The organism is Verrucomicrobiota bacterium, assembly GCA_016200005.1.
GTDB lineage: Bacteria > Verrucomicrobiota > Verrucomicrobiia > Limisphaerales > PALSA-1396 > PALSA-1396.
Genome location: JACQFP010000026.1, coordinates 51,509 through 74,938, shown reverse-complemented (window position 1 = coordinate 74,938; position 23,430 = coordinate 51,509). Strand labels below are relative to the sequence as shown.

General features: G+C 57.1%; 21 protein-coding genes. 9 read left to right on the top strand and 12 right to left on the bottom strand.

Annotation, left to right across the window (positions count from 1 at the left end; all coding sequences use genetic code 11):
* Positions 1–42: 42 nt before the first annotated feature.
* Entirely contained in the window at positions 43–1,635 is a 1,593-nt protein-coding gene (locus HY298_09680; protein MBI3850522.1) for a heme-binding protein, read from the top strand.
* Positions 1,636–1,679: 44 nt separating this feature from the next.
* On the opposite strand, the gene HY298_09675 is transcribed toward HY298_09680, so the two are convergent.
* The 3 genes from HY298_09675 to HY298_09665 are packed head-to-tail and all read right to left on the bottom strand — an operon-like array spanning position 1,680 to position 5,899.
* Entirely contained in the window at positions 1,680–3,089 is a 1,410-nt protein-coding gene (locus HY298_09675) for a hypothetical protein (GenBank protein ID MBI3850521.1), read from the bottom strand.
* Positions 3,090–3,098: 9 nt separating this feature from the next.
* Positions 3,099–4,064, bottom strand: a complete 966-nt coding sequence (locus HY298_09670; protein MBI3850520.1) for a hypothetical protein — start codon at positions 4,062–4,064, stop codon at positions 3,099–3,101.
* Entirely contained in the window at positions 4,061–5,899 is a 1,839-nt protein-coding gene (locus HY298_09665; protein ID MBI3850519.1) for a cyclic nucleotide-binding domain-containing protein, read from the bottom strand. Before HY298_09665 ends, HY298_09670 begins: the two co-directional genes overlap by 4 nt.
* A gap of 146 nt (positions 5,900–6,045) precedes the next feature.
* On the opposite strand from HY298_09665, the gene HY298_09660 reads away from it, so the two are divergent.
* The 7 genes from HY298_09660 (at position 6,046) to HY298_09630 (ending at position 12,300) form a co-directional block, all read left to right on the top strand.
* Positions 6,046–7,161 (top strand): hypothetical protein, encoded by a 1,116-nt coding sequence (locus HY298_09660; GenBank protein MBI3850518.1) that lies wholly within the window; start codon positions 6,046–6,048, stop codon positions 7,159–7,161.
* Positions 7,162–7,265: 104 nt separating this feature from the next.
* Positions 7,266–8,045 carry an endonuclease/exonuclease/phosphatase family protein gene (locus HY298_09655; protein MBI3850517.1) on the top strand — a complete coding sequence of 260 codons (780 nt, stop codon included), beginning with the start codon at positions 7,266–7,268 and terminating at the stop codon, positions 8,043–8,045.
* 117 nt (positions 8,046–8,162) lie between these two features.
* Positions 8,163–9,080 carry a transporter gene (locus tag HY298_09650; GenBank protein MBI3850516.1) on the top strand — a complete coding sequence of 306 codons (918 nt, stop codon included), beginning with the start codon at positions 8,163–8,165 and terminating at the stop codon, positions 9,078–9,080.
* A 6-nt stretch (positions 9,081–9,086) separates the two neighbouring features.
* Positions 9,087–10,466, top strand: a complete 1,380-nt coding sequence (locus tag HY298_09645; GenBank protein ID MBI3850515.1) for an Nramp family divalent metal transporter — start codon at positions 9,087–9,089, stop codon at positions 10,464–10,466.
* 14 nt (positions 10,467–10,480) lie between these two features.
* Positions 10,481–10,741, top strand: coding sequence for a hypothetical protein (locus tag HY298_09640; protein MBI3850514.1), 261 nt, complete (start codon positions 10,481–10,483; stop codon positions 10,739–10,741).
* Positions 10,742–10,764: 23 nt separating this feature from the next.
* On the top strand, positions 10,765–11,196 hold the full coding sequence (locus HY298_09635; protein MBI3850513.1) for a universal stress protein: 432 nt from the start codon (positions 10,765–10,767) through the stop codon (positions 11,194–11,196).
* A gap of 99 nt (positions 11,197–11,295) precedes the next feature.
* The gene (locus HY298_09630) at positions 11,296–12,300 is read left to right on the top strand and encodes a YhdH/YhfP family quinone oxidoreductase (GenBank protein MBI3850512.1); all 1,005 of its coding nucleotides are present in this window, start codon (positions 11,296–11,298) and stop codon (positions 12,298–12,300) included.
* Between the two features lie 410 nt (positions 12,301–12,710).
* Here HY298_09630 and HY298_09625 read toward each other — a convergent pair whose 3' ends face one another.
* Complete coding sequence (locus tag HY298_09625; protein ID MBI3850511.1) at positions 12,711–13,103, bottom strand: hypothetical protein; 393 nt, start codon at positions 13,101–13,103, stop codon at positions 12,711–12,713.
* 132 nt (positions 13,104–13,235) lie between these two features.
* Positions 13,236–13,847 carry a DedA family protein gene (locus HY298_09620; protein ID MBI3850510.1) on the bottom strand — a complete coding sequence of 204 codons (612 nt, stop codon included), beginning with the start codon at positions 13,845–13,847 and terminating at the stop codon, positions 13,236–13,238.
* A gap of 140 nt (positions 13,848–13,987) precedes the next feature.
* Here HY298_09620 and HY298_09615 point away from each other — a divergent pair, with 140 nt between their 5' ends.
* Entirely contained in the window at positions 13,988–16,588 is a 2,601-nt protein-coding gene (locus HY298_09615; GenBank protein ID MBI3850509.1) for a bifunctional YncE family protein/alkaline phosphatase family protein, read from the top strand.
* Between the two features lie 246 nt (positions 16,589–16,834).
* Here HY298_09615 and HY298_09610 read toward each other — a convergent pair whose 3' ends face one another.
* From HY298_09610 to HY298_09580, 7 genes are all read right to left on the bottom strand, one after another.
* Positions 16,835–18,160: a fibronectin type III domain-containing protein gene (locus HY298_09610; GenBank protein MBI3850508.1), complete on the bottom strand. Its 1,326-nt coding sequence runs from the start codon at positions 18,158–18,160 to the stop codon at positions 16,835–16,837.
* An 86-nt stretch (positions 18,161–18,246) separates the two neighbouring features.
* Complete coding sequence (locus tag HY298_09605) at positions 18,247–18,960, bottom strand: type II secretion system protein (protein MBI3850507.1); 714 nt, start codon at positions 18,958–18,960, stop codon at positions 18,247–18,249.
* A 28-nt stretch (positions 18,961–18,988) separates the two neighbouring features.
* Entirely contained in the window at positions 18,989–20,557 is a 1,569-nt protein-coding gene (locus HY298_09600; protein ID MBI3850506.1) for an aldehyde dehydrogenase family protein, read from the bottom strand.
* Between the two features lie 131 nt (positions 20,558–20,688).
* Entirely contained in the window at positions 20,689–21,192 is a 504-nt protein-coding gene (locus HY298_09595; GenBank protein ID MBI3850505.1) for a peroxiredoxin, read from the bottom strand.
* Between the two features lie 136 nt (positions 21,193–21,328).
* Positions 21,329–22,165, bottom strand: a complete 837-nt coding sequence (locus HY298_09590) for a prepilin-type N-terminal cleavage/methylation domain-containing protein (GenBank protein ID MBI3850504.1) — start codon at positions 22,163–22,165, stop codon at positions 21,329–21,331.
* A 57-nt stretch (positions 22,166–22,222) separates the two neighbouring features.
* Positions 22,223–22,402: a hypothetical protein gene (locus HY298_09585; GenBank protein ID MBI3850503.1), complete on the bottom strand. Its 180-nt coding sequence runs from the start codon at positions 22,400–22,402 to the stop codon at positions 22,223–22,225.
* 124 nt (positions 22,403–22,526) lie between these two features.
* Positions 22,527–23,387 carry a type II secretion system protein gene (locus HY298_09580; GenBank protein MBI3850502.1) on the bottom strand — a complete coding sequence of 287 codons (861 nt, stop codon included), beginning with the start codon at positions 23,385–23,387 and terminating at the stop codon, positions 22,527–22,529.
* Between the last annotated feature and the right edge of the window lie 43 nt (positions 23,388–23,430).

The following is a 23,430-nucleotide window of genomic DNA, read 5'->3' as shown; positions in this document are numbered from 1 at the left end:
GGAAACAAAAATCGTGGCGCCGCTTCTCCACGGAATTTGAACTTGCCGCTCCCTGATTCCGGCAACATGATTCGTTGGGTGAATCAACGCACCGGCCAGCTCCTCCTCTTGCTCCTGACGGCGGTTCCCGCCTTCGGTCAGATGACCTCCAACGACGTGGCGACCGTCATGGCCCAGGCCGTCACCCGCGCCAGCCAGGTTTCCCCCAACAGCGTCATCGCCGTGGTGGATCGCGAAGGTTTTGTGCTGGGCGTCTGGAGCGTGAATGGAGCCACACCGGCGACGGCAGCGTTCACGAATCTCGTCGCCGAAGCGATTGCTCGCGCGGGCACGGCTTCATTCCTAAGCAGTGACCAGCACGCGTTCAGCTCGCGCACGGCGCTGTTCATTGTTCAGCAGAATTTTCCGCCCGGTGTGAAAAACAAGCCGCCCGGCCCGCTGGTAGGCGTGAACTTTTCCAACCTGCCGTTCACGGACGTGAACCGCTACAAGAACCCCACCACTTACGTTCCGGGTATGAACGGTGGGACGAATGGCGGTGTGGTGCCGACTCCCCTGCTGGGCGGCCTGGACGGTTTTCCCGGCGGCGTGCCGCTGTTCAAGAATGGGAAACTCATCGGCGGTGTCGGTGTGGCCGGTGACGGCTCCGACGCGGTGGAAGTTCAAAATCTGCCGGCGGCGGTTTTGAAGCGGGACACGGATGAAGACGTGGCTCTGGCGGGACAAATTGGTTTTGAACCGGCCAAAAAAATCCTTGGCTCGCATGTGTTCATCGACGGGATACGCGTGCCGTATGTCCGCACCAAGACGCGTCTCGACCTGAACGCCGTGGCGCCGCTGGGCAGCATCGGCACAAATCTTGCCGAATTTCCAATCACCAATTCACCACTGGTCAGCTATCCGCTGGTCGTTGTTGGCGATACCACGAATGAACTGCGCGCGCCGATCATCGACGACCCGATTCCCGGTACGATTGACGGACAGCCACGCCTGACAGCGAGTGAAGTTACAAACATTTTGAAACTTGCCGCGCAACGCGCCGCGATCACGCGCGCGGGTATTCGTCTGCCGCACGGGCAACCGGCGCAAGTATTCATCTCGGTGGTCAACAATCCAAACGCGGCCGGTGTCGCGCCAAGTGTCCTGGGCACATTGCGCACGCCGGGCGCGACAATGTTCAGTTGGGATGTCTCGGTGCAAAAGGCGCGCACCGCCGTGTTTTTCTCCGACACCAATCGCGCTTACTCCTCACGCACCGTCGGTTTTCTCGCGCAGAGTCTGTATCCGCCCGGCATTGTGAACACTTCACCCGGCCCGTTCTTCGGCTGGCAGGAAATTTACTCGCTGTTTCAAGGCACGAACCCGTTGAATAACGCGGCCATCACCAACTCGCCGACGCTGAATCCCAGCCTGCCGAACGGCATCACAATCTTTCCCGGCGGCTTTCCGCTCTATCGCAACGGCGTGTTGATCGGGGCGATTGGTGTTAGTGGCGACGGCGTGGATCAGGACGACCTCATCGCCGCATCCGGCACGGTGGCATTCCTGCCGCCGGACCCCATCCGAGCCGACCGCTCGTTTTTTCGCGGTACACGCCTGCCTTACGCAAAATTTCCGCGGAATCCGTCGCTGTAAACCGGGACAGGTACTTGTGCCGGCTCGACGGCCAACGTACGCATTCATCGACCGAAATGAGTCGCCGCAGTCTCTTTCCCCAACGGAACAGGCGGGACGCCGGTTTTACTTTGTGCATGATACCTGTGACACGTCGAACAATCGTGTGCCACGCCGCCTTGCGGACTGTGGCAGGTGACGCAAGCAGCTTTAGAAGGCAGGAGGATGTCTGAAGTTTCCCGACTGTGGCTGACATCGTGGCATTTGACACAGCCCACGGTGAGGTGTTTGGCGTGATTGAATCGACCGCGAATCAACCAGCGGTCTGGAATGATCGGCTTGGTGATTGTCGGCGACGATTCCGCAACCGGTTTGACTTCGTGACAATAGGCGCAGCCGGCAAAGCGGGCGCGGCCTTGATCATCCAACCGGCCAATCCGGCCAACTGGGCCTGTCCGGGCGTCGCTGAAGAAAACTTGCTGCTCCAGATTTTCACCGCTCAAGACCTCGTCGCGAATTTGCAGCATCTGCCGTTTGACAAAATCCGCCACGTCACCTTCGGCGTTCATTCCCTTGCGGCGCGCCAGGTCGGCGTATTGAACGGGCAGGCTGCGCAGGAAGGCGCGCACGAACTCCGGATTCCCGTGCGGGATCAACAATTCGGGATTCTTCGCGTCAAATTGAAGTGAGTGGCAGGACTTGCAGTTGGCTTCAAAGGAGATTCTCTGGTGGAACACGCCGGCGGCATTGGGTTGGTGACAGTCAGCGCAGTCGAGTTTTTTTCCGTTCACTGATGGAATGTCGGGCGATGCCAGATGGAGTTGATGATTGAACTTGAGCGTGTCCGGGTCCTTGAGTTTTTCAACGACAACTTGAAATTCCGGATGGTCGGTGGCGAAGGCATGAACGACTTGCGTGTGACCGCGCGATGGGCGCGGCGATTTGAAGAGCGCGAGGCCGTGACTCGGACGATAGTCAAAAGCTTCCGCCGGCAGATTTTTTCCCTTTTGAAAAGACGCTTCCAAGATCGCTGTGTCCGCGTGGCAGACGAGGCAGTTGGCGTTGTCAGGCGATTTCATCGGGCCTTGGCCCTTGTGCTCGTGGTGACAGGCGGTGCAGGAATGGTCTTGCACCACGTTCGGTTGATGAAAGGCGTGGCCCTGGTGGCATTGCAGGCAGGCGGTGTCAATGGCGTTGCGCGATGAGGATTTGATTTCCTGAAGCAAACTGCCACCGGCATGGCAGGCGCCGCAATTGTTAGCGAAATGAGCGTGCGGACGGGAGATGCTGCCGGAGCTGTAGAACTTTTCGCCGCCCCACCAGTGATAAGCGCACATGCTCGCGACGCCGAGCGTCACCAAAATGGTTACCACCCAAAACTTCCCGCGCCGCAAGTAGTGCGGTTTTTTGTAATAGTCCAGATTGCCTTTGTACCGTTCGGCAACCTGTTTCTGAGTTCGGTCGGGTTGGGCCATTTTGTCAGTTTAATAGCGCAACAAGGTTACGACGGCGTGCCAGGCGGTCAAAACCAGCAGCAGAAACGAAAACGGCGCGTGCACGAACAGCCAGCCGTGGAGCCAGTGTTGCAGCCGGGTCTGGCGATCCAGTTGGCGCCGCTCATCGCACCAGCTTTGAAGACGTTCCGCTTCAGCGTGCCAGTTGGCGGTAATGCTGATCTTCAACGTGCGAAAGAGTTCGTCGGAAGTGCGCTGGTTGCCGAGATGCAATTTCTCTCCCCGCCGCGCGCCCAAGTAAGGCAACGCTTCGTGATCCAGGAAGGCTTTCAATATGAGAATTGAATCATCAGCAGGATCCGCTTTCGGCAACGCCCCAGCGGGTGCGCTCGTTGCGGAAGCCGTCACCGCGGGCGCTGCCACGGCGGCTGACTCCAGGCTTTGACGCAGCTTTTGCCCGGCTTCGCGCAATTGTTCCAGGATATGCGGGATTTGTTCGAAGATTATTTCCTGTGGGAGTTCGTCCTTCATCAAGCGCGGGAGAAAATGTTGCAACGCCAGTCCATAGAAACCGCTCACCATCACTACAGCGTAAAGCGCCAGCAGCAGTTTCGTCATCGGTCCGCCAGTGGAAAATCCGGAATGAAGCAGTACCAGTGGAATCGTCAGCACCGTCAGCCAGATGTGCGCTTTCAGCCAAAGCTGGACGCGGCCCACGCGCCAAGCAGGCTTTTTGCGACGGGCACCGAGCATCGCCGCGAATACAAAAATCAGCGCGGACGCGATGCCGAAGATCAATCCCAGCGGACTGCCACCCACGGTGCCGCGCAACGGCGGCGTCGGACCAAGAAACGCCGGCAGGGTCACAGGAAACGGGAGCGAATCCGGATGGAAATTGGCGAGATAGACGACGATGGCCGCCGCGGTTGCGACAACCACAAACACGGCCCACGGTAGATGATGGCGGTCGATGATCACGAGTCGGGCGTTTGTCAAAAGTCAGTTTCGGCCTTGTGCGTTGTGCGGGCGTCGAATTTTTTGGTCGGCTGCCAGCGGGCGATGTCGAGGTCGCGCCGGCCAGCCAGTTGGCGCGCAAAAAAGTCGCTCGGGTCCACCCGCATCGCCGCATCGTGCGGACAGGCATAAACGCAACTCGGCATGTTCAATTCCGTGCAGAGATCGCAAGTCGCGGCTTTGCGCGCCGAGGATTTTTTTCCTTCCTCTTTCGCCGCCCGTTTCAATCCGAAAAACTCCATGAGATTGAAGCTGGCGCGCTTTTCACCGTTGCCCGTCTTCGCAGGCGGCGACGTGGTGGGCGTGGAAGGCGGTACGGCAGCGGGCGCGGCAAGGGTCGCCGTCACGGGCGCAACCGATGCCTTGGCAGCCGAGATGGCGGTGGTTTCGGGTTTGCGCGTTTCCATCAACTCGACCGGGTGCATGTTGATGTTACCGTAGGGGCAAAGCTCTGAACATTTGCCGCAGCCGATGCACCAGTCCTCGATGATGATCTCCAGATTGTCCTTGCGGCGGATGGAACTGACGGGGCATTGCGTCATGCACAGCGGATCGCGACAGGTGCGGCAGGCGGTCGCGACCAGGTATTTGTCGTAACGCAATCCGTCGCGGAGCAGACGCGTGACGCCATCGTGCGCGTCGGCGCAGGCGCGCACGCAAAGATCACAGCGGGTGCAATGCTCCAGGTCGATCAGCAGCAGGTTCTGCGCTTCGAACAATCCCTGGTTCAAAAACTCGTCCATGTTCAAGCCAACCGGCAAGCCGGTGTCGCGATCGGTTTTCAGGCGCGCCTCGGCGACCTGGGTCAACAACTGGCGCACGTCAGGGAACTGGCCGAGCATGAAATTAAAATCGCCGGCTTTAATGCGCACCACGTCCACGGTGTCCAGGGCCGAGCAGGTGGCGATGCGAGGCTGGTTCAGCAACAAACCAATTTCTCCAAAGTAATCGCCACGACCCAGGTAAGTGCGAACCATTTCACCGCCGGCCAGCGATTGCGCGACTTTGACCATGCCTTGTCGGATGAGATAAAAGGAGTCGGCCGGATCGTTCTGCTTGCAAATCACGTCGCCCTTGTTGAAGGAAACGAGTTCCACGTTTTTGTTGAGGTGGTTCAGAAAAGTTTCGTCCAGCGACCCAAACAACGGCACGCTTCGCAGATGATTGTTCAACGAGCGCTCGCGATATTTGCGGTCCATTTCAGCTTTGAACGACGTGCCCTTGAACGTGGGCGCTTTGACCTTCGTGGTGGCTTTGGTGGTGGTATCGATCTGGCGCGTGCCCACCAGCATGTCGAGAATCACGCGCAGCATTTCGATCATCACGCAGTCTTCCACCGCCCGCACGGTGGCCGAGCGCGGCAAAAAAGTGCGACAGGTCATTTCCCCGAATAGTTCTCCCGGTCCCAATTGAGCCAGCGGTTTGGTGATCGAAAGGTCCACCGACGCGTCGATGGGAATGAAACTGCGCTCTTTACGGTCGCGCTTTTCCTCCCGGTCCGTGACCATGAAACTTTTCATCTGCGCGACGCCGCGACCAAAGAACCCGGTGCCGCCAGCGGAGCGGGTTTTGACGTGAGCGAGCTGATTGGCGATGAAGATATCGACCTTGCCGGAAATGATGTAGAACGCGGTTGAACCAAACTCGCCTTCTTCGCAAACGACGTCGCCTGCCTTGAACCGATGCAACACCGCCGCGCCCTTGGCCCAATTGTCCACCTGGGTGCGGGGAACTTCTTTCAACGCGGGGAGATATTCGAGAAGCTGATCGGTGGACAAAGGCTCACCGACTTCCAACTTTTCGTTAATTGGTTGCATTGAGTGCGGAAAGACTATAACAGATTTTTGTGCCCGGCAAATGTTTAAGTCGAAGACGACGGCTTGACCAGCCATCGGCCAACGAGGTCTGTCAACTTCCAGCCTATGCGACGAACTTCCTCGGAGTGATGCTTTCGCTGTGCACCATGCTTCCGACACACGCCCAGGAGAAACCAACTGAATCAGCGCACCCCAAATTTCTTGGCGCACAGTCCTGCAGTTCCTCCAGTTGCCACGGCGGCGCAGGCGAAAACCGGCAGCAATACACCATCTGGTCGAAACTCGATTTCCATTCCCGCTCCTACACAACCCTGACTACGGCCCGCTCCGCTCGCATCGCCGAAGCATTGAAAATCGGCGACCCGACGCGGGACGCGCGCTGCACGGTTTGCCATGCGCCGTTCCAAACCGTGCCGGCGACCCAACTGGCTAAAGACGTTGACATCGAGGAAGGTGTTTCCTGCGGCAGTTGTCACGGGCCGGCGGAGAATTGGTTGCGCTCACACACCCGAACGGACTTCAGTCATCAGGACCGGGTCAATGCTGGGATGCGCGACCTGAAGAATCTTTGTGTGCGCGCAAACACGTGCGTCGCGTGCCACCAAAACGTCGATGCCGATTTGCTGCAAGCGGGTCATCCCGAACTGATTTTCGAACTCGACGGCCAATCAGTGTCCGAACCAAAGCACTGGCGCGAATCGACGAATTGGAACGGCGCGCAAGCGTGGTTAGTCGGCCAGCAAGTAGCCTTGCGTGAAATGAGCTGGCAACTCGCGCGCGAAAAATCGCCGACGGAAAATCAGATCAACCGCTGGAAAGGATTGGTCTGGTTGTTCAACCACATGAATAATCCAAAAGGCGGGATAATACCTTCAGCAATCGGAGACGCAAAATCTGTTCAGCAGGCAACCGATGCTGGAGCAAAGTATTTATTTGATGTGTTGCGGGATAAGGGCATACCTGTTTTTCTATCATCTCTGGCCAGCACAAGCAGCGAGTTCCGCGACTCTTCCATTTCCCAGCCGCTCCAAGCCCGTCGCGCCGAGCGTCTGGTGCTCGCCCTCGACCGCCTGGTCACGGCGCTGCCAGAGTTGGACAAGAACGAGCCAGTCCAGTCCGCGCTCAAGCGATTGTTCAAAGACGCCCAATCGCTGCCGGACTTCAATCCCGCTCAATTCGCTGAGCACCTTGGGGATTTTCACCAAGGGCTTCTGGCGCCACCCCAGGAAGGGAACAAACCCAAAGCGGAGAATAGAAAATGAATTCATTTCAAACAATCGTTTGCAGTCTCCTGGCTGCTCTCAGTGCGCTATTGTCCGCTCAAAGCGCGGAGAACGCCGCCTCGCCGCCTGACGCGTTATGTGTGATGACTTTCAACCTTCGTTACGCCAGTTCAAAACCGCCCAACGCCTGGCAGCAACGCCGCCCGGTCATGCGTCATTGCATCGAGAAGATGTCGCCGGATTTGATTGGAACGCAGGAAGGGCTCTACCAGCAGTTGAAGGATCTGGCGTCGGACTTGCCGCAGTACGAATGGATCGGACTCGGTCGCGATGGCGGCAGCCGCGGCGAGTTCATGGCGGTGTTTTATCGGAAGGACCGGTTTGAGCCGCTGGAATATGATCACTTCTGGCTGTCGGACACGCCGGAAGTCATCGCGTCCTCGACGTGGGGCAACGACAATCGCCGCATGGTCACATGGGTTCGATTCCATGATCGAAATACCGGAAAGGAATTCTATTTTTGGAACACCCACCTCGATCACGCCCTCCAACCAGCCCGCGAAAAAGCGGCGCTGTTGATTAATCAACGCATCCAGTCTTTGAAATCCGCGTTGCCGATTTTGTTGGTCGGTGACTTCAACTCCACCGCCGGCTCGAACAAAGTTTATGACATTCTCGTGCGCGATGGTGGATTGACCGACACCTGGAACGCGACCACAAAGCGGGGGAATGAGGGCTATAACACTTTTCATGGTTACAACACGCCAGGAAGAAGCGGGCATCGTATTGACTGGATTCTGTCGCGCGGCCCATTCACGACTGACGCCACGGAAATCGTTACGTTCGCCGAGAACGGGCAATACCCCAGCGACCATTTCCCGGTTGTGGCCTGGTTGCGATTGGGCCGCGCCAGCGGCAACTGAAACAGCTCCAAGACACTGATTTGGCGAGAGATCGGCCCGACGCAGAAAAAGTTAGACATATCTAACTTTTACAGTTGACACTAATTAGTCATTCGCTGTATAGGAGTTGATTGATTGATGAAATTTATTAAACGTGAACCGAATCAAACGCGGGTGGTTGCAGTCCTCAGCGTTTTAGCGGGGGCGATCAACTTCGTTGGCGCGTCGGTGGACGCTGAGGGTTCGTCGGCCACATCGTCGCAGCCGGACAAAAGCCGCTACAATTTGTTCCATCCCACGCCGCGCGAGTTTATGCGGGAGATGAGCACCGACCGGCCCGACAAGACGGAGAGTCCTTACACCATCGATGCCGGCCATTTCCAGATTGAGATGGATGTGCTGAGCTATTCTTTCGACCGCTACAACTCCGATGTCAACAATACACGCGTCGAAACCGTCAGCATTGCGCCGATTAACCTCAAGGCGGGTTTGCGCAACAACGTGGATTTCCAGCTAATCCTCGAACCTTACACCTCCGTCCGCACTCATGATCGTTCCGCCGGCACGATCCGGAACCAACGCGGCTTCGGCGACATCGTCGCCCGGATCAAATGGAATCTTTGGGGTAACGATGGCTGCCCGACTGCGTTCGCGGTGATGCCATTTGTAAAGCCGCCGACCAATCAGGATGAACTGGGAAATGATTCAGTGGAAGGCGGCCTCATTCTGCCATTGGCGGTGGAGTTGGCTTGCGAATGGGCCATGGGGTTGATGACCGAATTCGATTTCAATCGTGATTCCTCCGGCGGCGGATTCCACACCGAATTCATCAACTCGATCACCTTCAGTCATGACATCGTTGGCAAACTAGGTGGCTACGTGGAGTTTTTTAGTCTGGTCAGCACCGAGAGCGGCGCGGCTTGGATTGGCACGGTCGATGCCGGTTTGACCTACGCACTGATGGATGACATCCAACTGGATGCCGGTGTGAACATCGGTGTCACCCGCGCCGCCGATGACATCAATCCGATTTTCGGAATCTCCATGCGTTTTTAATTATCCATGAACACCGACAAAACCACCGAGCCGGTTTCGTCTGACAAAGGCTGGCGGATTTCCAGCCAGACGCCCAGCCTTCAAGAAGTCAACCGCACCATCCCCGTGCCGAAGGGATTCAGTTTCTGGCGCAAGTTGTGGGCGTTTTCCGGGCCTGGCTACCTCGTGGCGGTGGGTTACATGGACCCGGGCAACTGGGCGACCGACCTCGCCGGTGGATCAGCGTTTGGCTACACGCTGCTGAGCGTCATCCTTATTTCCAACTTGATGGCGATCCTTCTCCAATCGCTCTGTGCGAAACTCGGGATCGTCACGGGACGCGACCTCGCGCAAGCCTGCCGCGATCACTATTCCAGGCCAACCGCGATTGTCTTGTGGCTGCTGTGTGAAGTCGCGATTTGCGCCTGTGACCTTGCGGAAGTCATCGGATCAGCCATCGCGCTGAATCTGCTGTTCAAAATTCCGCTGGTCTGGGGCGTCTGCATCACCGCACTCGACGTGTTGGCGGTGATGTTTCTTCAAAACAAAGGCTTTCGTTACATCGAAGCGCTCGTTGTTACGCTCATCCTGACCATCGGTGGCTGCTTCCTGGCGGAGATAATTTTTTCTCGACCAGACATTCGCGCCGTGCTGGGTGGCTTCGTGCCACGTTTTGAGGTCATTACAAATCCGTCGATGCTTTATGTCGCCATCGGTATTCTCGGCGCGACCGTGATGCCGCACAATCTCTACCTGCACTCGTCCATCGTGCAAACCCGCAAGTACGAACAGAACGTGGAAGGAAAGACGGAAGCGATCAAGTACGCGACGCTAGATTCCACGCTGGCACTGATGTTCGCGTTGTTCATCAACGCTGCGATTCTCATCGTGTCGGCGGCCACGTTCCACACACGCGGGCAAAATGACGTGGCTGAAATTCAGAACGCCTATCAACTCCTCAGCCCGACGCTCGGTGTCACGGTTGCCAGCGCGCTCTTTGCCGTGGCGCTGCTGGCCTCCGGCCAAAACTCCACGCTCACCGGCACGCTGGCGGGGCAAATCGTCATGGAAGGCTTCCTCAACATCCGCCTGCGTCCGTGGTTGCGGCGGCTCATCACGCGGTTGATCGCCATCATACCGGCGGTGATTTGCACAGCGATGTACGGTGAGAGCGGTACGGCTAAATTACTGGTCTTCAGCCAGGTGGTGCTGAGTTTACAGCTTTCGTTCGCTGTCATCCCGTTGATCATTTTTACCAGCAGCCGTGTCAAGATGGGCCAATTTGTAAATCCGTTGTGGATCAAAGTGCTGGCCTGGCTGACGGCGGGCATCATTGTTTCGCTCAACGTAAAATATCTGTTAGATTTCTTCGGCGTCATCACGTGGATCAGGAAACTCTTTGGCTAAATAGCCGACCTTGCATGAATCGTCTCGCCGCCATCTTTCGTCGCGAATGTCGGGTTACCTTCTCCCGGCGGGCCCAACCGGTCTGGTTTCGCGCCATCAAATGGGCCGGCATTCTTACTGGTGCCGCGCTGTTTCGTGACCGGGCTTGGTTCTGGTGGTGTCTGGCCGTTCTCCTCATAGTCGCAATGTCGGTGCACCTTCTTTACCGATTGAAAACGAAAACCTGGACGCGCGCCTGGGGAGGCTGGAACGATTTGGCCGCCGGCCGCGACTGATCACGCAACACGCAACACATACCATGTATCATAAAATCTTGGTCGCCCTTGAAAACAGTCGCGCGGACAAAAGCCTGCTGCCGCACGTCGCGGAACTGGCGAAGCGCCTTCATTCGCGCCTGCTGCTGGTGCACGTGGCGGATGGCTGGGTTGCCCGCAACTTTAATCAACTCAAGCTGGCGGAATCCGAGGAGATGAAGAACGACCGTGACTATCTGGAAGCCACGGCTACGCGGCTGCGCGATGACGGACTGGAAGTGACGACGCACCTCGCGCTCGGCGATCCACCCAAAGAAATCCTCAAAACGGCGGAGCAGGAGAATTGCGACCTCATCGCCATGACGACTCACGGCCATCGTCTGCTCGGCGATTTAATTCTTGGCAGCACCATTAATGAAGTCCGCCACAAGTCTTCCATTCCCGTGTTGCTGGTTCGCGCGTCGGCGAAACACTGACGCCACCAAGCGCCAGCCCAGTTCGGTTGCTCATGATTCGCGACCGGAGCTTGTCATCGTGCGGTGTTTTTCAATAGTGTGCGCCTCAACAAAGGAATCATGCAAAATCAAACCTTCAAAGCAATGGTCGTCCGGGAAGCGGGCGACAAGAAATTTGTCCGGGAAATCGTCACGCGCCACATTTACGACCTGCCGCCCGGTGAAGTTCTTATCAAAGTCACCTACTCCGCGCTGAATTACAAAGATGCGCTGTCGGCCATCGGCAATCGCGGCGTTACCAAAAAATACCCGCAGACACCAGGCATCGATGCGGCGGGTGTCGTCGCCGCGAGTCAATCCGAACTCTTCAAGCCAGGCGACGAAGTAATCGTCACGGGATTTGATATGGGCATGAACACGGCGGGTGGCTTCGCCGAATATGTCCGCGTCCCGGCTTCGTGGCCGGTGAAGCGGCCCAGGGAACTCACCTTGAAGGAAAGCATGATCTACGGCACGGGCGGATTCACCGCCGCACTTTCGTTGCTCAAACTCGAAGAGCATGGTTTGTCTCCGGAGCACGGCCCCGTGCTGGTCGGTGGCGCCACGGGCGGCGTTGGCAGCAACGCCGTGGCGATTCTGGCGAAAGCCGGTTACCAGGTGATTGCCGCCACGGGCAAAGCAGAAGCAAAGGAATTCCTGCTCGAGTTGGGAGCGACCGGCGTCATCACTCGCGATGAAGCCAACGACGCGACCGGAAAGCCGCTGTTGAAAGAGCAATGGGCCGGGGTGATCGACACAGTCGGCGGGAACATTCTGGCGACAGCGCTCAAGTCCACCCGTTATGGCGGTAGCGTGGCGTGTTGCGGGTTGGTCGCCTCGCCTGAACTGCACACGACAGTCTATCCATTCATTCTGCGGGGAGTGAACCTGTTGGGAATCGAGACGTCGCAATGTCCGCCAGCCATTCGAAATGAAATCTGGAAAAGACTTTCCGGTGAATGGAAATCAAACAAACTGGCCTCCATCGCTTCCGAATGTTCGTTGGAACAACTCGACGCGAAGATCGAACTCATCCTTCAGGGAAAAGTGAGAGGCAGAGTCGTGGTGGCCGTCGCTAATCCTTAATTCAATCCGCTCAGGATACTCCGCACAATCCGCATGATAAAGTTTGGTCGTGCTCCTTCACCTGACCGTTTTCCTCTCGTAGAGTTGCTGTAGTTTAGCGATTTAAGTCAGAGTTTACTTCCGCCCTCACCCCGGCCCCTCTCCCCCATGAGAGGGAGTTTCTGCTGGGTCGCGTTTGGAACATGCGGTGCAGCGAATGCAGCAAGCCGTCAAGCTGGACCAAACCTAGGCGAAGTTTCACCCTCTCCTGGGGGAGAGGGCCGGGGTGAGGGCGAGCGTTTGTCACCAATCTGAATTACCCGGAAGTTGTCGGTGGCTGGCAGGAACGGCTGCTGGTTGATCCCATTTACTGGAAAAAATCAGGGACGACACGCGCCGTCCCTGATCAATTGAAAGGTCGATCGCCGCGGTTATTGCTTGCGATGTTTCCGCGGCGCTTCTTCGCGCATCTTGTTCCACTTCTCCAACTGTTCAGCCGTCAGGATGGGTTTGATTTTGGCGTTCGCGTCTTCGTGGATCGTCTTGAGCTTGGCCATTCTGTCCTGCTTGGTGAGATTGGTGTCCTGGCGCAAGGCCTTCATCTTTTGCGCTTCGTCCTGGAAGATCGGCTTGACCTTGGCTTTTTGGTCGTCCGTCAACTGGAGGACGTCGGCGATGTGTTGCAAACGGTCGTGTGCGCCAGCTTTCCTGGCCGCGACCCGTGTGGGCTTGGCGTCGGAGGTTTCAGCTTTTGCCAGCGGGCTGAAAGCGACTGCGCTTCCCAGCGCAATCATGGCCATCAAACTTGATTTCTTTATTTTCATTTTATCGGTGCTTCGTTTGTTGTTGATCGTTCGCCGGGCGATTTGCCGTCCGGCTGAATGGTTCACATTCACCTCACCAGACGCCGATCCGGGATATTGGTTACAAGGCTTTGCGGGCGAATCCCGACGGCCTTACGGCTGTTTCGACTCGTCCTTCATGTAGCGGTGAACGAGGAAGTAATAGAGGACACCCAAAACCAACAGCGCGGCACCGCCCCACAGGCCGATGCGATGCACCTCGCCCGCCATCAGTTTCTCGTCCTGACCGGCCTTGATCCCGATCCAGCAAAGAATCGCGCTCCAAAACGCCGAGCCGATCAGCGTGTAGAGGGAGTAAAGCTTGAAATCCATCTTCACGATGCCCGCGGGAATGCCGATGAGGTGGCGCACCACCGGCAGAAAGCGCGCCACCAATATCCCCCATGAGCCAAACCGTTGCGCCCAACGTTCGGCGCCGTGCACTTTTTCCGGCGAAATGAAAAAATATTTTCCGTAGCGCAGCACGAGTGGACGCCCCGCCAGTCGCGACACCCAATACATCACCGTCGCGCCGAGCCACGAGCCAACGGCCCCGGCGATCACAATGCCCGTCAGGCTCAATTGAATCTTTCCCTCGTGGGCCAGATGCGCGGCGGGCGGGATGACAAGCTCGCTGGGGAGCGGGACGATGGAGCTTTCGATGGCCATCAACAGCGCGATGAGCGGATAGCCGCCGGTGCCCAGCGCGCCCAGATACCAATCGATCAATGCCTTGAACATGCGCGGTGGTTATAGCGGAATGAAGACCCGGCGCAAGCTCGACGGCAAAATCGAAACCAGCCGCGGTGCACGGTGATGCGGCTTTACCTCGCTGTTCATTGATGGCATAACCGGGTCAACACTTTATGAATCACCGCTTGATTGGATCGTTCCTCGTCGCCTTCGCTGCGATCACCTCCGCCGCCGCTGAAAATCCGCCATCCGCTATCCGCACGCCGCAATCCATCTGGCCCGGACGGCAGCCGGATGGCTCGGTGTTGTTGCCCAATCTGTGGTCGTTGCGACCCGTCGGCACGCAAATCGATCTGGGCGATTTTCCCGTCAACATCGCCGTTCATCCAGACAGCCGGTTTGCCGCCGTGTTGCATTGCGGTTTTGGCCCGAACGAAATCGTGGTGGTGGACATTCCGGCGGCGAAGATTGTGTCGCGGACAAGAATCGCCGAGGCGTTTTACGGGCTGGAGTTTTCCTTCGGCGGCAACCGGCTTTATTGCAGCGGCGCGGGCAATGAAGTCATTCGCGTCTTCAATTTCAATGATGGTCAACTGGAAGCGGATCGGGTGATCCCTTTGCGCGACGTGAAGGAGCGGGGAATTCCTGGTGGCATGGCGGTGTCCGCTGACGCCCAGAATCTTTATGTGGCCAATGTCTGGGGACAACGTGTGGCGAAGGTCGATTTGCTCGCGCGCACGAATGTGCTGGAGATTTTCTTTGGCCAATCGGAAACTAGTCTGAGTTCCAAAATCCAAAGTCCCGGCAAGACGGTCGATTTCGACACGGCCGCCATCACGAAGCGCGCCGAGGCGCAATTTGATCCCACCAGTCCCGACGCTCCTTTCCCCTATGCGTGTCGTTTGGATGAACGGCGGCAACGGCTTTATGTCAGCTTGTGGGCACAGGCGACGGTGGCGGTGATTGACCTGAAATCGAATCGCGTCGTGGCGCGCTGGCCGACCGAGGAGCATCCCAACGAAATGTTGCTGACTAAATCGGGAAAGTATCTTTACGTCGCCAATGCCAATCGCAACACGGTCACCGTTTTCGACACCGACAAGGAACGAGCCATCGAGACAATCTGGGCCGCGCTGCATCCGCTGGGATTGAGTGGTTCGACGCCGAACAGTCTCGCGCTGTCGCCGGATGAGAAGACGCTGTTTGTGGCAAATGCCTGCAATAACAACGTCGCGGTGTTCGATGTTTCGTTTCGGGGCAAGAGCCGCTCGATGGGTTTCATTCCCGTCGGCTGGTATCCGACCTCGGTGCGCGTGACGCGCGACGGCAAATACCTTCTCGTGGCCAACGGGAAGGGACTGATCTCCAAGGCCAATCCCAATGGCCCGCGACCGGACAAGAAATACGCGCCCGGCACCATCGTTGAGCATATCGGCGGTTTGATGAAAGGGACTTTGAGCGTGATCGATTTGCCGGCGCGGGAAAAGTTTGCCGCACAACTGAAGGCGTACACCGCGACGGCGTACCGTTGCAGTCCGCTTCAGCGCGACGCGTCGGTTGGCGCGACGCGGCCGGAGAGCAATCCCATCCCGTTCAAAGTGGGCGATGCCAGCCCCATCAAGTATTGCATTTACGTCATCAAAGAGAATAGGACTTACGACCAGGTTTTAGGCGATATGCCACAGGGCAACGGCGACGCAAAACTCTGCCTGTTCCCCGAAAAGGTGACGCCCAATCATCACAAGATCGCGCGCGAGTTTGTGTTGCTGGACAATTTTTATGTCGAAGGCGAGGTCAGCGCCGACGGTCACGAATGGTCGATGGGGGCGTACGCCACCGACTTTGTGGAAAAATTCTGGCCGCTGAGTTACGGGCACAACGGACATAAAAAATATCCTTACCCGGCCGAGGGCGTCTTTCCGGTCGCGCTGCCGGCCAGCGGATATTTGTGGGATCGCGCGCGCGAGGCGGGCGTGAGCTACCGCAGCTACGGTGAGTTCATCAATAACGCCAGGACGCCCGCCGAACCGGGGACCACCAAGGTCGCTTCGTTGCGCGACCATTTTGATCCGTGGTTTTTTAGTTTCGACATGGATTATTCCGATCTCAAACGCGCGGACCGGTTCATCGCCGAGTTGAAACGGTTCGAGCAGGAAGGCGACATGCCGCGTCTGCAAATCGTGCGGCTGCCCAACGACCACACCGCCGGCACGTCTCCCGGGAAGCCAACGCCGACGGCGTATGTTGCTGAAAACGATCTGGCGTTTGGCCGGTTCGTCGAGGCGGTGAGCCGATCGAAGTTCTGGCCGCAGACCGCCATCTTCGTGGTGGAAGACGACGCGCAGAACGGTCCGGACCACGTGGATGCCCATCGCACCATCGCGTTCGTCATCAGCCCGTACACCAAACGTAACGCAGTGGATTCGACGATGTATTCGACGAGCAGCATGTTGCGGACGATGGAATTGATTCTAGGATTGAAACCGATGACGCAATTCGACGCCGCGGCGACACCGATGTTCAATTCCTTTCAACCGAAACCTGACCTGCGGTCTTACGCTGCGTTGCCCGCGAATGTGGACTTGACTGAGCGCAACACCAAACTGGCTTGGGGCAGCGAAAAGTCGCGCAAGATGGACTTCACCAAGGAAGACGCGGCAGATGATTTGTTGCTCAACGAAGTGATCTGGCGTTCGGTGAAGGGCGCGGAGAGTCCAATGCCTGCGCCGGTGCGGGCGGCGTTTGTCTTCGTGCATCCGAAGGATGAGGATTAACCCAAAATCCGAAGCCCGAAATCCGAGATCCGAAAGGAATCCGAAACCCGAAGCCTGAATCCTCCTACAGCAGGCGGCCCAAGCGGCAAATGAAAAGCGCCGATAAATCGGGCGCACTCCAGACGCTTCGCGAGTTTTTAGCAGCTATCGGCAGTTGCGAAGCGTAGGGAGGGCGTGGACTTGAGTTCCGATCGCCCCACTTTTTCGGAAATGACTTTTTGGCAATCGCCATGGCTGCCTCGTCCCTCACTTGTTCGTGGAAGTTCCTGAAGTTGGTGTCGCGGGTTGTTTCAACGACTCATAAACCTTATCCGCGTCCTTTGCGCCTTTGGCGTCAGGAGGATATACGTCGAATACTTTTCCTTCCTTGTTGATCGCGCGATATTCCACGCGGCTGCGCGACACGTCCACCAGCCAGAAATGCTGGATGCTGGCGGCTTTGGCCTCGTACGGCCGAAGCACGTTGCTCACTTTCCGCGCGCCTTGTCCCCAACAGCCGTCGCCAAGGTAAAGTGTTCCGTGTTCGTCAACGCGATTGTTGCGCAGCAACTTCGTGCGCTTGAAGACGTGATCGTGGTGCTCAAAGCCCGTCGTGAGGTGGTGCTTGTCGAAGATGGGCAGCCAGTTGCTCCGGCAGACGGCTGAGCCGCCGATTTCAAATGGCCGATAGGCGGGATACAGCGGCACGTGATAGACAGCGAAACGGTAGGGAATGTCCCTGTCCGCTTCCAGTTGCGCGTCGAGCCAGGCCGCTTGCGCGCCACCCTGCGGTGTGATGTGTCCCGAATCCAGCAGGTAGATGACAAAATTCTTACCAAACTTGCGCGAGTAATAACTGCGGTCGTGAACCTGGGCGAAGTAACGAAAATAAAAAACTGCATTGGTGGGTGAATGCCCGTATCCGCCGCGCACCTCGTGATTCCCGATCGCGAGAACCATCGGGATGGTGAAACCTTTTGGGGTCACCATGCATTGTTCCCAGCCGTCCAGCCAGCGGTCCCACAGACCAAAACTGGCCAGCAAATCTCCGGCGTAGGCGATGTCGCCGCCGACCACCGCAAAGTTCGGCTCCTGAAGCGCCGCCTGGCGCAGCAGCGGTTGCAGTGCCGGCCCGGTGCCCATGTCGCCGCCATCCACGAACCGGAGTTTCTGAGTGCCATCGGGAATGGTTTGAAACTTGCGCTCGGCGGTGAAGCCGTTTTTGGCATCGCCCGCGACGAAATAATAGGTCGTGCCGGGTTTGAGCTGGGTGAGTTCGACCCAATGAATCGTGCGGCCATCTTGGAGACCTTCGATCTTGTGGCGCGTACCGGTCGCGTGGAATTTGTAGGCTTCGATTTTCCCGTTCCGCGATCGGGTGTCGCAATGAACCTCACTTACGTCGGCTTCTTCCATCGTCTGGTAGTTGACCGTGATGGTCGTGCTGGTGTCGTTTTGCCAGGTGAGATACACGTGCCGCGGCGCCGCCTGAACGGAGCAAGCCGACCACAACAAGGCCAGACAGATTAAAAAAGGAGCGAGAAGGGGAGCGAAGGTGTGTTTGGTCGTTGTGGCGAGAGAGAAGCGTTTCATATTTCAATCCATTACTCCGGGAAATGGATGCGAAGTCAACAGAGACGTTCGCGCAGGAAGCTTGGGCAACTACCCACAATCCACCGTCACTTCGTCGTGATATAAGGCTCTTCGTCCCAGTTGTAGCTCGGCCATTTGAAGCTATCCACGGCGCCGTCGTACCGCAGGGCAAGGTCTTTGATGTTGGTTGCTTTGGAAAGATTAGGCACGTTGCCAGTCCAGCCGCTGAACAAGTGCCGATGCCACGGACACGCGGCGACGATGAACCGCGACTTCCAGCGCGTGATCTGATCGGAGAGCCATAGCTTCAACTCTGGCTCGGTTTGAAAACGTACTCCCATGTGATACGCGTAACTCGTGGTGAATGCGTTCGTCGCTTTCGGATTGCCGTCTGGCGCACCGAAGTATTCCCAACCTAGATCGATCGGGATGTTACCCTTGGTGCGATCGGACAAACAGACGAAAACATTGGTGTTTCCCAAAGCGCCTTTCTTCTCCAGATACTCGGTGTTGCCGCCCGGTTTGCCATAGGTGTACTGGTGCGGATTGACGAGATAAAGGGGCGGGCGATCCGCATTCTCGTCGCGATACATCTGAATGCCCAAACCGATCTGCCGCATGTTGCTGATGCAATGGGAGCGACGGCCTCCCTCTTTGGCGCGCCCCAGCGTCGGCAAAAGCAGTCCGGCCAAGATCGCGATAATCGCGATGACCACGAGCAGTTCGATCAACGTGAACCCGACACCACCGTTTTCCGGCGGGCGTTTTCGTGGGGGATTCGGGCAGGCTTTCACTTTCATAAATCTATCTCCCGATGGTGCGGCTAAGTCAATGACGAACTGAGGAATAGACCGTCTGGCTTTGCTCGCGCATGAACTGGGTGACATAATACGGGCCGAGCGCACTCTTGCCGCTTGAACCGGAACCTTTCCAGCCGCCGAATGATTGGACGCCGGGCCACGCGCCGGTGGTCGCGCCGCCGCGGCGATTGCAATACGTCACGCCGGCTTCAATTTCATCAAAAAACTTTTTTTGTTCGTTCTCCTCGTTCGTGAATATGCCGGCGGTCAGGCCGTATTCGCTGGCGTTGGCCAGCTTGATGGCTTCGTCCAGCGACTTCACTTCAAAGACAGCGAGCACCGGCGCAAAGAACTCCTCCTGAAACAGGCGCGATTTCTTCGGCAGTTTGTCCACGATGACTGGCTCAACGAAATGTCCGTGCGCAAAACTGTCCTCTCTCAACGTCTGTCCACCGTAAACGATTCGGCCCTCCGCTTTGCCCAGGCGGACGGCGCGTTCGTATTTCCTGACGGCGGCGGGGTTGATCAGCGGGCCGAGAAAAGCGTCTGCTTCCACCGGGTCGCCGACTTTTTGCTTTTTGGTTTTCTCGACCAGCAATTCAAGGAAAGGTTTGTAAACGTCCTTGTGCAAGTAAAGGCGCGAGCAGGCTGAGCATTTTTGGCCGCTCATCCCGAATGCGGAGCCCATGACCCCTTCGGTGGCATCGTCCAGGTTGGCGGATGGCATGATAATGGCGGGATTCTTGCCGCCCATTTCGGTGATGCAGGGCTTGGGAATTTTTTGCGCGAACCGGCGAGCGATGTTCAACCCAACCGCCTGCGAGCCGGTGAAGATAAAACCGTCAACATGCGAATTGGCAACAAGTTCCTCGCCAACAGTATTGCCAGCGCCGGTGATGAAGTTGAAAGCGCCGTCCGGCAGACCCGCGTCGCACAGCACTTCATAAAGGCAAATGCCCGACCACGGCGTGTCGCTGGCTGGTTTGAAGACCACGGTGTTGCCGGCGATGAGCGCGCCTGCCGCCATGCCGGTTGCCAGGGCCAGCGGAAAGTTGAATGGCGACACGACGGCCCAGGCGCCGTAAGGCCGCAACACGCTCTTGGTTTGTTCCGCGCCGCCGCCGCCCATCGGCATTTCGTAGCCGTGGTGTTCCTCCATTTGCCGGCAATAGTAGAGAATCAAATCAATCGCTTCAGAAACTTCAGCAATGGCTTCAAAACGGTTCTTGCCGACTTCCAGCGTGAGCACAGCGGCGAACTCGAACTGGCGCTGCGTCATCAACTCAGCGGCTTTGCGCAACACCGCGATTCGCCCCTGCCAGCCAAGATCGCGCCACGTGGGAAACGCGGTCTTGGCCGCAGCGATGGCCTGTTGCGTGTCAGCGCGATCGCCGGATTGAAACTGGCCGAGGACGATTCGCGTGTCAGCGGGAGACGTATCCGGAAACGTTCCCCCCTTCGCCTTTCTGGGTTTGCCGTCGATGAACAGCGGATAAGGCAGGCCCAATTTAAGCCGGACCTGGGCCAATGCGGAGTCAAACGCCTGGTGAAATTCTTCTCCCAACGAACCGAGCGATGCGTAAGTTATTTTTTTCATGCAACACCTTTTGCTTCCAATGACCCTGGCCCTAACTTACGCATGGAACGTTGCTCCGCAAGCGGTCGGCTGCTTCACAAAAAAGCCGGCGGAGATTCCGCCGGCTTTGGAAACGAAATTGGGCGACCAGACTATTTCCTGGCGAGCTTGGCGATGGCTTCCTTCATCTCGCTGAGGTGCACGTCGGCGGAGGGATTATCCGTGACGTGGGCGATCTTGCCGTCCAAGCCGATGAGGAAACTCACGCGGCGGGAGAGTTTGCGGTTGACCATCTGCGCGCCGAACGTTTCGGTGATCTTTCCATCCGCGTCGGCCAGCAACGGGAAGTTGAGATTGTGTTTGGCGATGAATTTCTTGTGGCTCTCCTCGTCGTCCATGCTGACGCCGATGACTTCGACGTTGTCCTTCTTCAAATCGCTCATGCGGTCGCGCAAGCCGCACGCTTCCTTGGTGCAGCCCGGCGTGTCGTCTTTCGGATAAAAATAGAGCAACACGATCTTCTTGCCGACGACGTCAGCCAGCCTGAACGTTTTGCCGTCCTGATCTTTGCCGTCAATCAGCGGCGCCTTGTCGCCGACCTTGGGTGTGGTTGCGGCAACGCCGGTTGCCAGGGCGAATGAAAACGCCAATGCCATCAGTGGTAATGGCCGCATCGAATTTATTTTCATATTTTCCTTATCTGTTTGGTTTAATGGACGCAACGGGAGTCCCTGGAATTCACATTGATTGGTAACGATGCAGCGCGGCACCAGTTACGAAAAGACTGTGAAATCACCGAAGCGCAGTGGATCGCTCGTTTATCCAGGCCCTATCTCTGACCGCCACGCCAAAGCCATTACGCGATATTTTTTTGACTGGCTCGATGGTACCCGGATCCTGCCAGTGTTTAATTTCAGCATGTGCGTCGGCGAAACTGAAGCCCCCGGCCCGGCTGTGGAAACTGGCGGCCAGATCCGTCCAACCGGAGTTGGGGCTGCTCGGATCATTGATCATCCAGCCGTCATTGATGCTGTCCGGATGTTCATCGGCAAAAACCCAGAGTTGAGCTGGCGGCGGTTTGATGATGTCGGTCATCTTGTCGTACTTGAAGTAGGACGGGAACCAGACGGCCCCGATGTTGGCGTTGTAGCCGCTATAGGCGCCGCCCTCGATGAACGCATTCATCGAAACGCTGCGCACCCGCGCGTAGCGCACCCGGCGTATCGAGCAGTCATATTTGTCCGCCGGGCATTTATAGATGCCGATGTTGCGGGTGTAGGGACCAATCTTGGCGTTGAGCAAGTAGTTGATGTTTGTGTTGTCCGTATGATCCGGGTCGAAGTTCATGGTGCCATCGACCCAACCGCCGGTGCCGCCCTGGTTGTTGGGTGGAAAGCGGTTTTGAAAATCGTCCGCGTACATGATCAAGGCAAGGTCCAGTTGCTTGAGGTTGTTCATGCAAAGGATGCCCTGGCCTTTCTGCTTCGCTTTGGCCAAAGTGGGCAACAACAGGCCCGCCAGAATCGCGATGATGGCGATCACCACCAGCAGTTCGATCAAGGTGAAAGCACACTTGCCCCGCACGCGGCGAGTTGAAGAGTAGTTAGAACCAGTATCTGTAACATTCATAAAAAATGAAGCTGTTTTCTATCAGTGTCATTCTGACGTTTTGCCGCGACTGTCATCCTATTCAGGCGCAGACTGCAACCAACCGAATCCGGTCCACTCAATAACGACATTGCCGCCTGACAGCCTGCTAGTCATCACCGGCTGCGTCGTTGTCTTGTGATAGGATAGGAGGCGCGCCAGGTCATTGAGCAGCGACCGCGTGATAGCCGGGTAATTGGGTTGACTGACAAATTTCATGATCGGGCTAATTTCGGTTTATGACTAATGCTCGTTGGTTTCTGGCTATAGGCTCGTTCGCTACGCTAATCTCTCCCGCGCCTCGACCGTGAGGCTTGTTCCTTCAGTTCCCCAAGGGACTCATTCACTGAACGGGCGCGGTGGATCGTTCCATAAACCAGAGGGTGTCGTTCGGGGCACTCCCGCCTTGACGTGGCCTTGTTTGTTTGGTCACAGGTTCCAATGTGGCCTTGTCCCTCCACTTATGGACCTCACCGTGGCCGTCGGCAAAACCGATGCCACAAGCGCCGGCGTGATAACTCGCCGCCAAATCTCCCCAGCCACCCCCGCCTGGCCAGCTGTCGGTCAGCCAGCCGTCATTGATGCTGTCGGGATGTTCATCCACAAACACCCACAAACTGCTCGGGGGAGGCCGCTTGATATCGGAAAGCTTGTGGTATTCGTAACAGGGGGGAGTCTGCCTCGCACCATAGCCCTCACCGGGGGCAACCCCAATAAAAGAGTTCATCGAAACGCTGCGGACGCGCGGCATTCTGACCCCACGTATTTTGACATCATAAACGTCAGCAGGGCATTTATAAATGCCGATGTTGCGAGTGTAAGGCCCGATCTTGGCGTTCACGAGGAAGACAGTGTTTGTGTTGTCGGTGCTGCCGGAGAAATCCAGCCACCCATCCACCCAGCCACCCCGGCTGCCGCTGCCGCTGGTGTTGGGTGGGACCCGATCCTGGTTGTCGTCGGCGTACATCATCCAAGCCAAGGTCAGTTGCTTCTGGTTGGACATGCACTGGATCGCCTGGGCTTTCACCTTGGCTTTGCTCAAGACCGGCAACAACAGACCCGCCAGAATCGCGATGATGGCAATGACCACGAGTAGCTCAATCAGCGTGAAACCACACTTGCCCCGCACACGGCGAGTTGAAGAATAGTTAGAACCAGTATCTGTAACATCCATAAAAATGAAGCTGTTTTCTATCAGTGTCATTCTGACGTTTTGCGGCGACTGTCAAGGCTATGGATTGATAGTG

Excerpts from the sequence above, each read along its gene's own strand:
- HY298_09675 (MBI3850521.1), bottom strand. The coding sequence starts at position 3,089 with ATGGCCCAACCCGACCGAACTCAGAAACAGGTTGCCGAACGGTACAAA.
- HY298_09665 (MBI3850519.1), bottom strand. The coding sequence starts at position 5,899 with ATGCAACCAATTAACGAAAAGTTGGAAGTCGGTGAGCCTTTGTCCACC.
- HY298_09660 (MBI3850518.1), top strand. The coding sequence starts at position 6,046 with ATGCTTCCGACACACGCCCAGGAGAAACCAACTGAATCAGCGCACCCC.
- HY298_09655 (MBI3850517.1), top strand. The coding sequence starts at position 7,266 with ATGACTTTCAACCTTCGTTACGCCAGTTCAAAACCGCCCAACGCCTGG.
- HY298_09650 (MBI3850516.1), top strand. The coding sequence starts at position 8,163 with ATGAAATTTATTAAACGTGAACCGAATCAAACGCGGGTGGTTGCAGTC.
- HY298_09645 (MBI3850515.1), top strand. The coding sequence starts at position 9,087 with ATGAACACCGACAAAACCACCGAGCCGGTTTCGTCTGACAAAGGCTGG.
- HY298_09640 (MBI3850514.1), top strand. The coding sequence starts at position 10,481 with ATGAATCGTCTCGCCGCCATCTTTCGTCGCGAATGTCGGGTTACCTTC.
- HY298_09635 (MBI3850513.1), top strand. The coding sequence starts at position 10,765 with ATGTATCATAAAATCTTGGTCGCCCTTGAAAACAGTCGCGCGGACAAA.
- HY298_09630 (MBI3850512.1), top strand. The coding sequence starts at position 11,296 with ATGCAAAATCAAACCTTCAAAGCAATGGTCGTCCGGGAAGCGGGCGAC.
- HY298_09625 (MBI3850511.1), bottom strand. The coding sequence starts at position 13,103 with ATGAAAATAAAGAAATCAAGTTTGATGGCCATGATTGCGCTGGGAAGC.
- HY298_09615 (MBI3850509.1), top strand. The coding sequence starts at position 13,988 with ATGAATCACCGCTTGATTGGATCGTTCCTCGTCGCCTTCGCTGCGATC.
- HY298_09610 (MBI3850508.1), bottom strand. The coding sequence starts at position 18,160 with ATGAAACGCTTCTCTCTCGCCACAACGACCAAACACACCTTCGCTCCC.
- HY298_09605 (MBI3850507.1), bottom strand. The coding sequence starts at position 18,960 with ATGAAAGTGAAAGCCTGCCCGAATCCCCCACGAAAACGCCCGCCGGAA.
- HY298_09600 (MBI3850506.1), bottom strand. The coding sequence starts at position 20,557 with ATGAAAAAAATAACTTACGCATCGCTCGGTTCGTTGGGAGAAGAATTT.
- HY298_09595 (MBI3850505.1), bottom strand. The coding sequence starts at position 21,192 with ATGGCATTGGCGTTTTCATTCGCCCTGGCAACCGGCGTTGCCGCAACC.
- HY298_09590 (MBI3850504.1), bottom strand. The coding sequence starts at position 22,165 with ATGAATGTTACAGATACTGGTTCTAACTACTCTTCAACTCGCCGCGTG.
- HY298_09585 (MBI3850503.1), bottom strand. The coding sequence starts at position 22,402 with ATGAAATTTGTCAGTCAACCCAATTACCCGGCTATCACGCGGTCGCTG.
- HY298_09580 (MBI3850502.1), bottom strand. The coding sequence starts at position 23,387 with ATGACACTGATAGAAAACAGCTTCATTTTTATGGATGTTACAGATACT.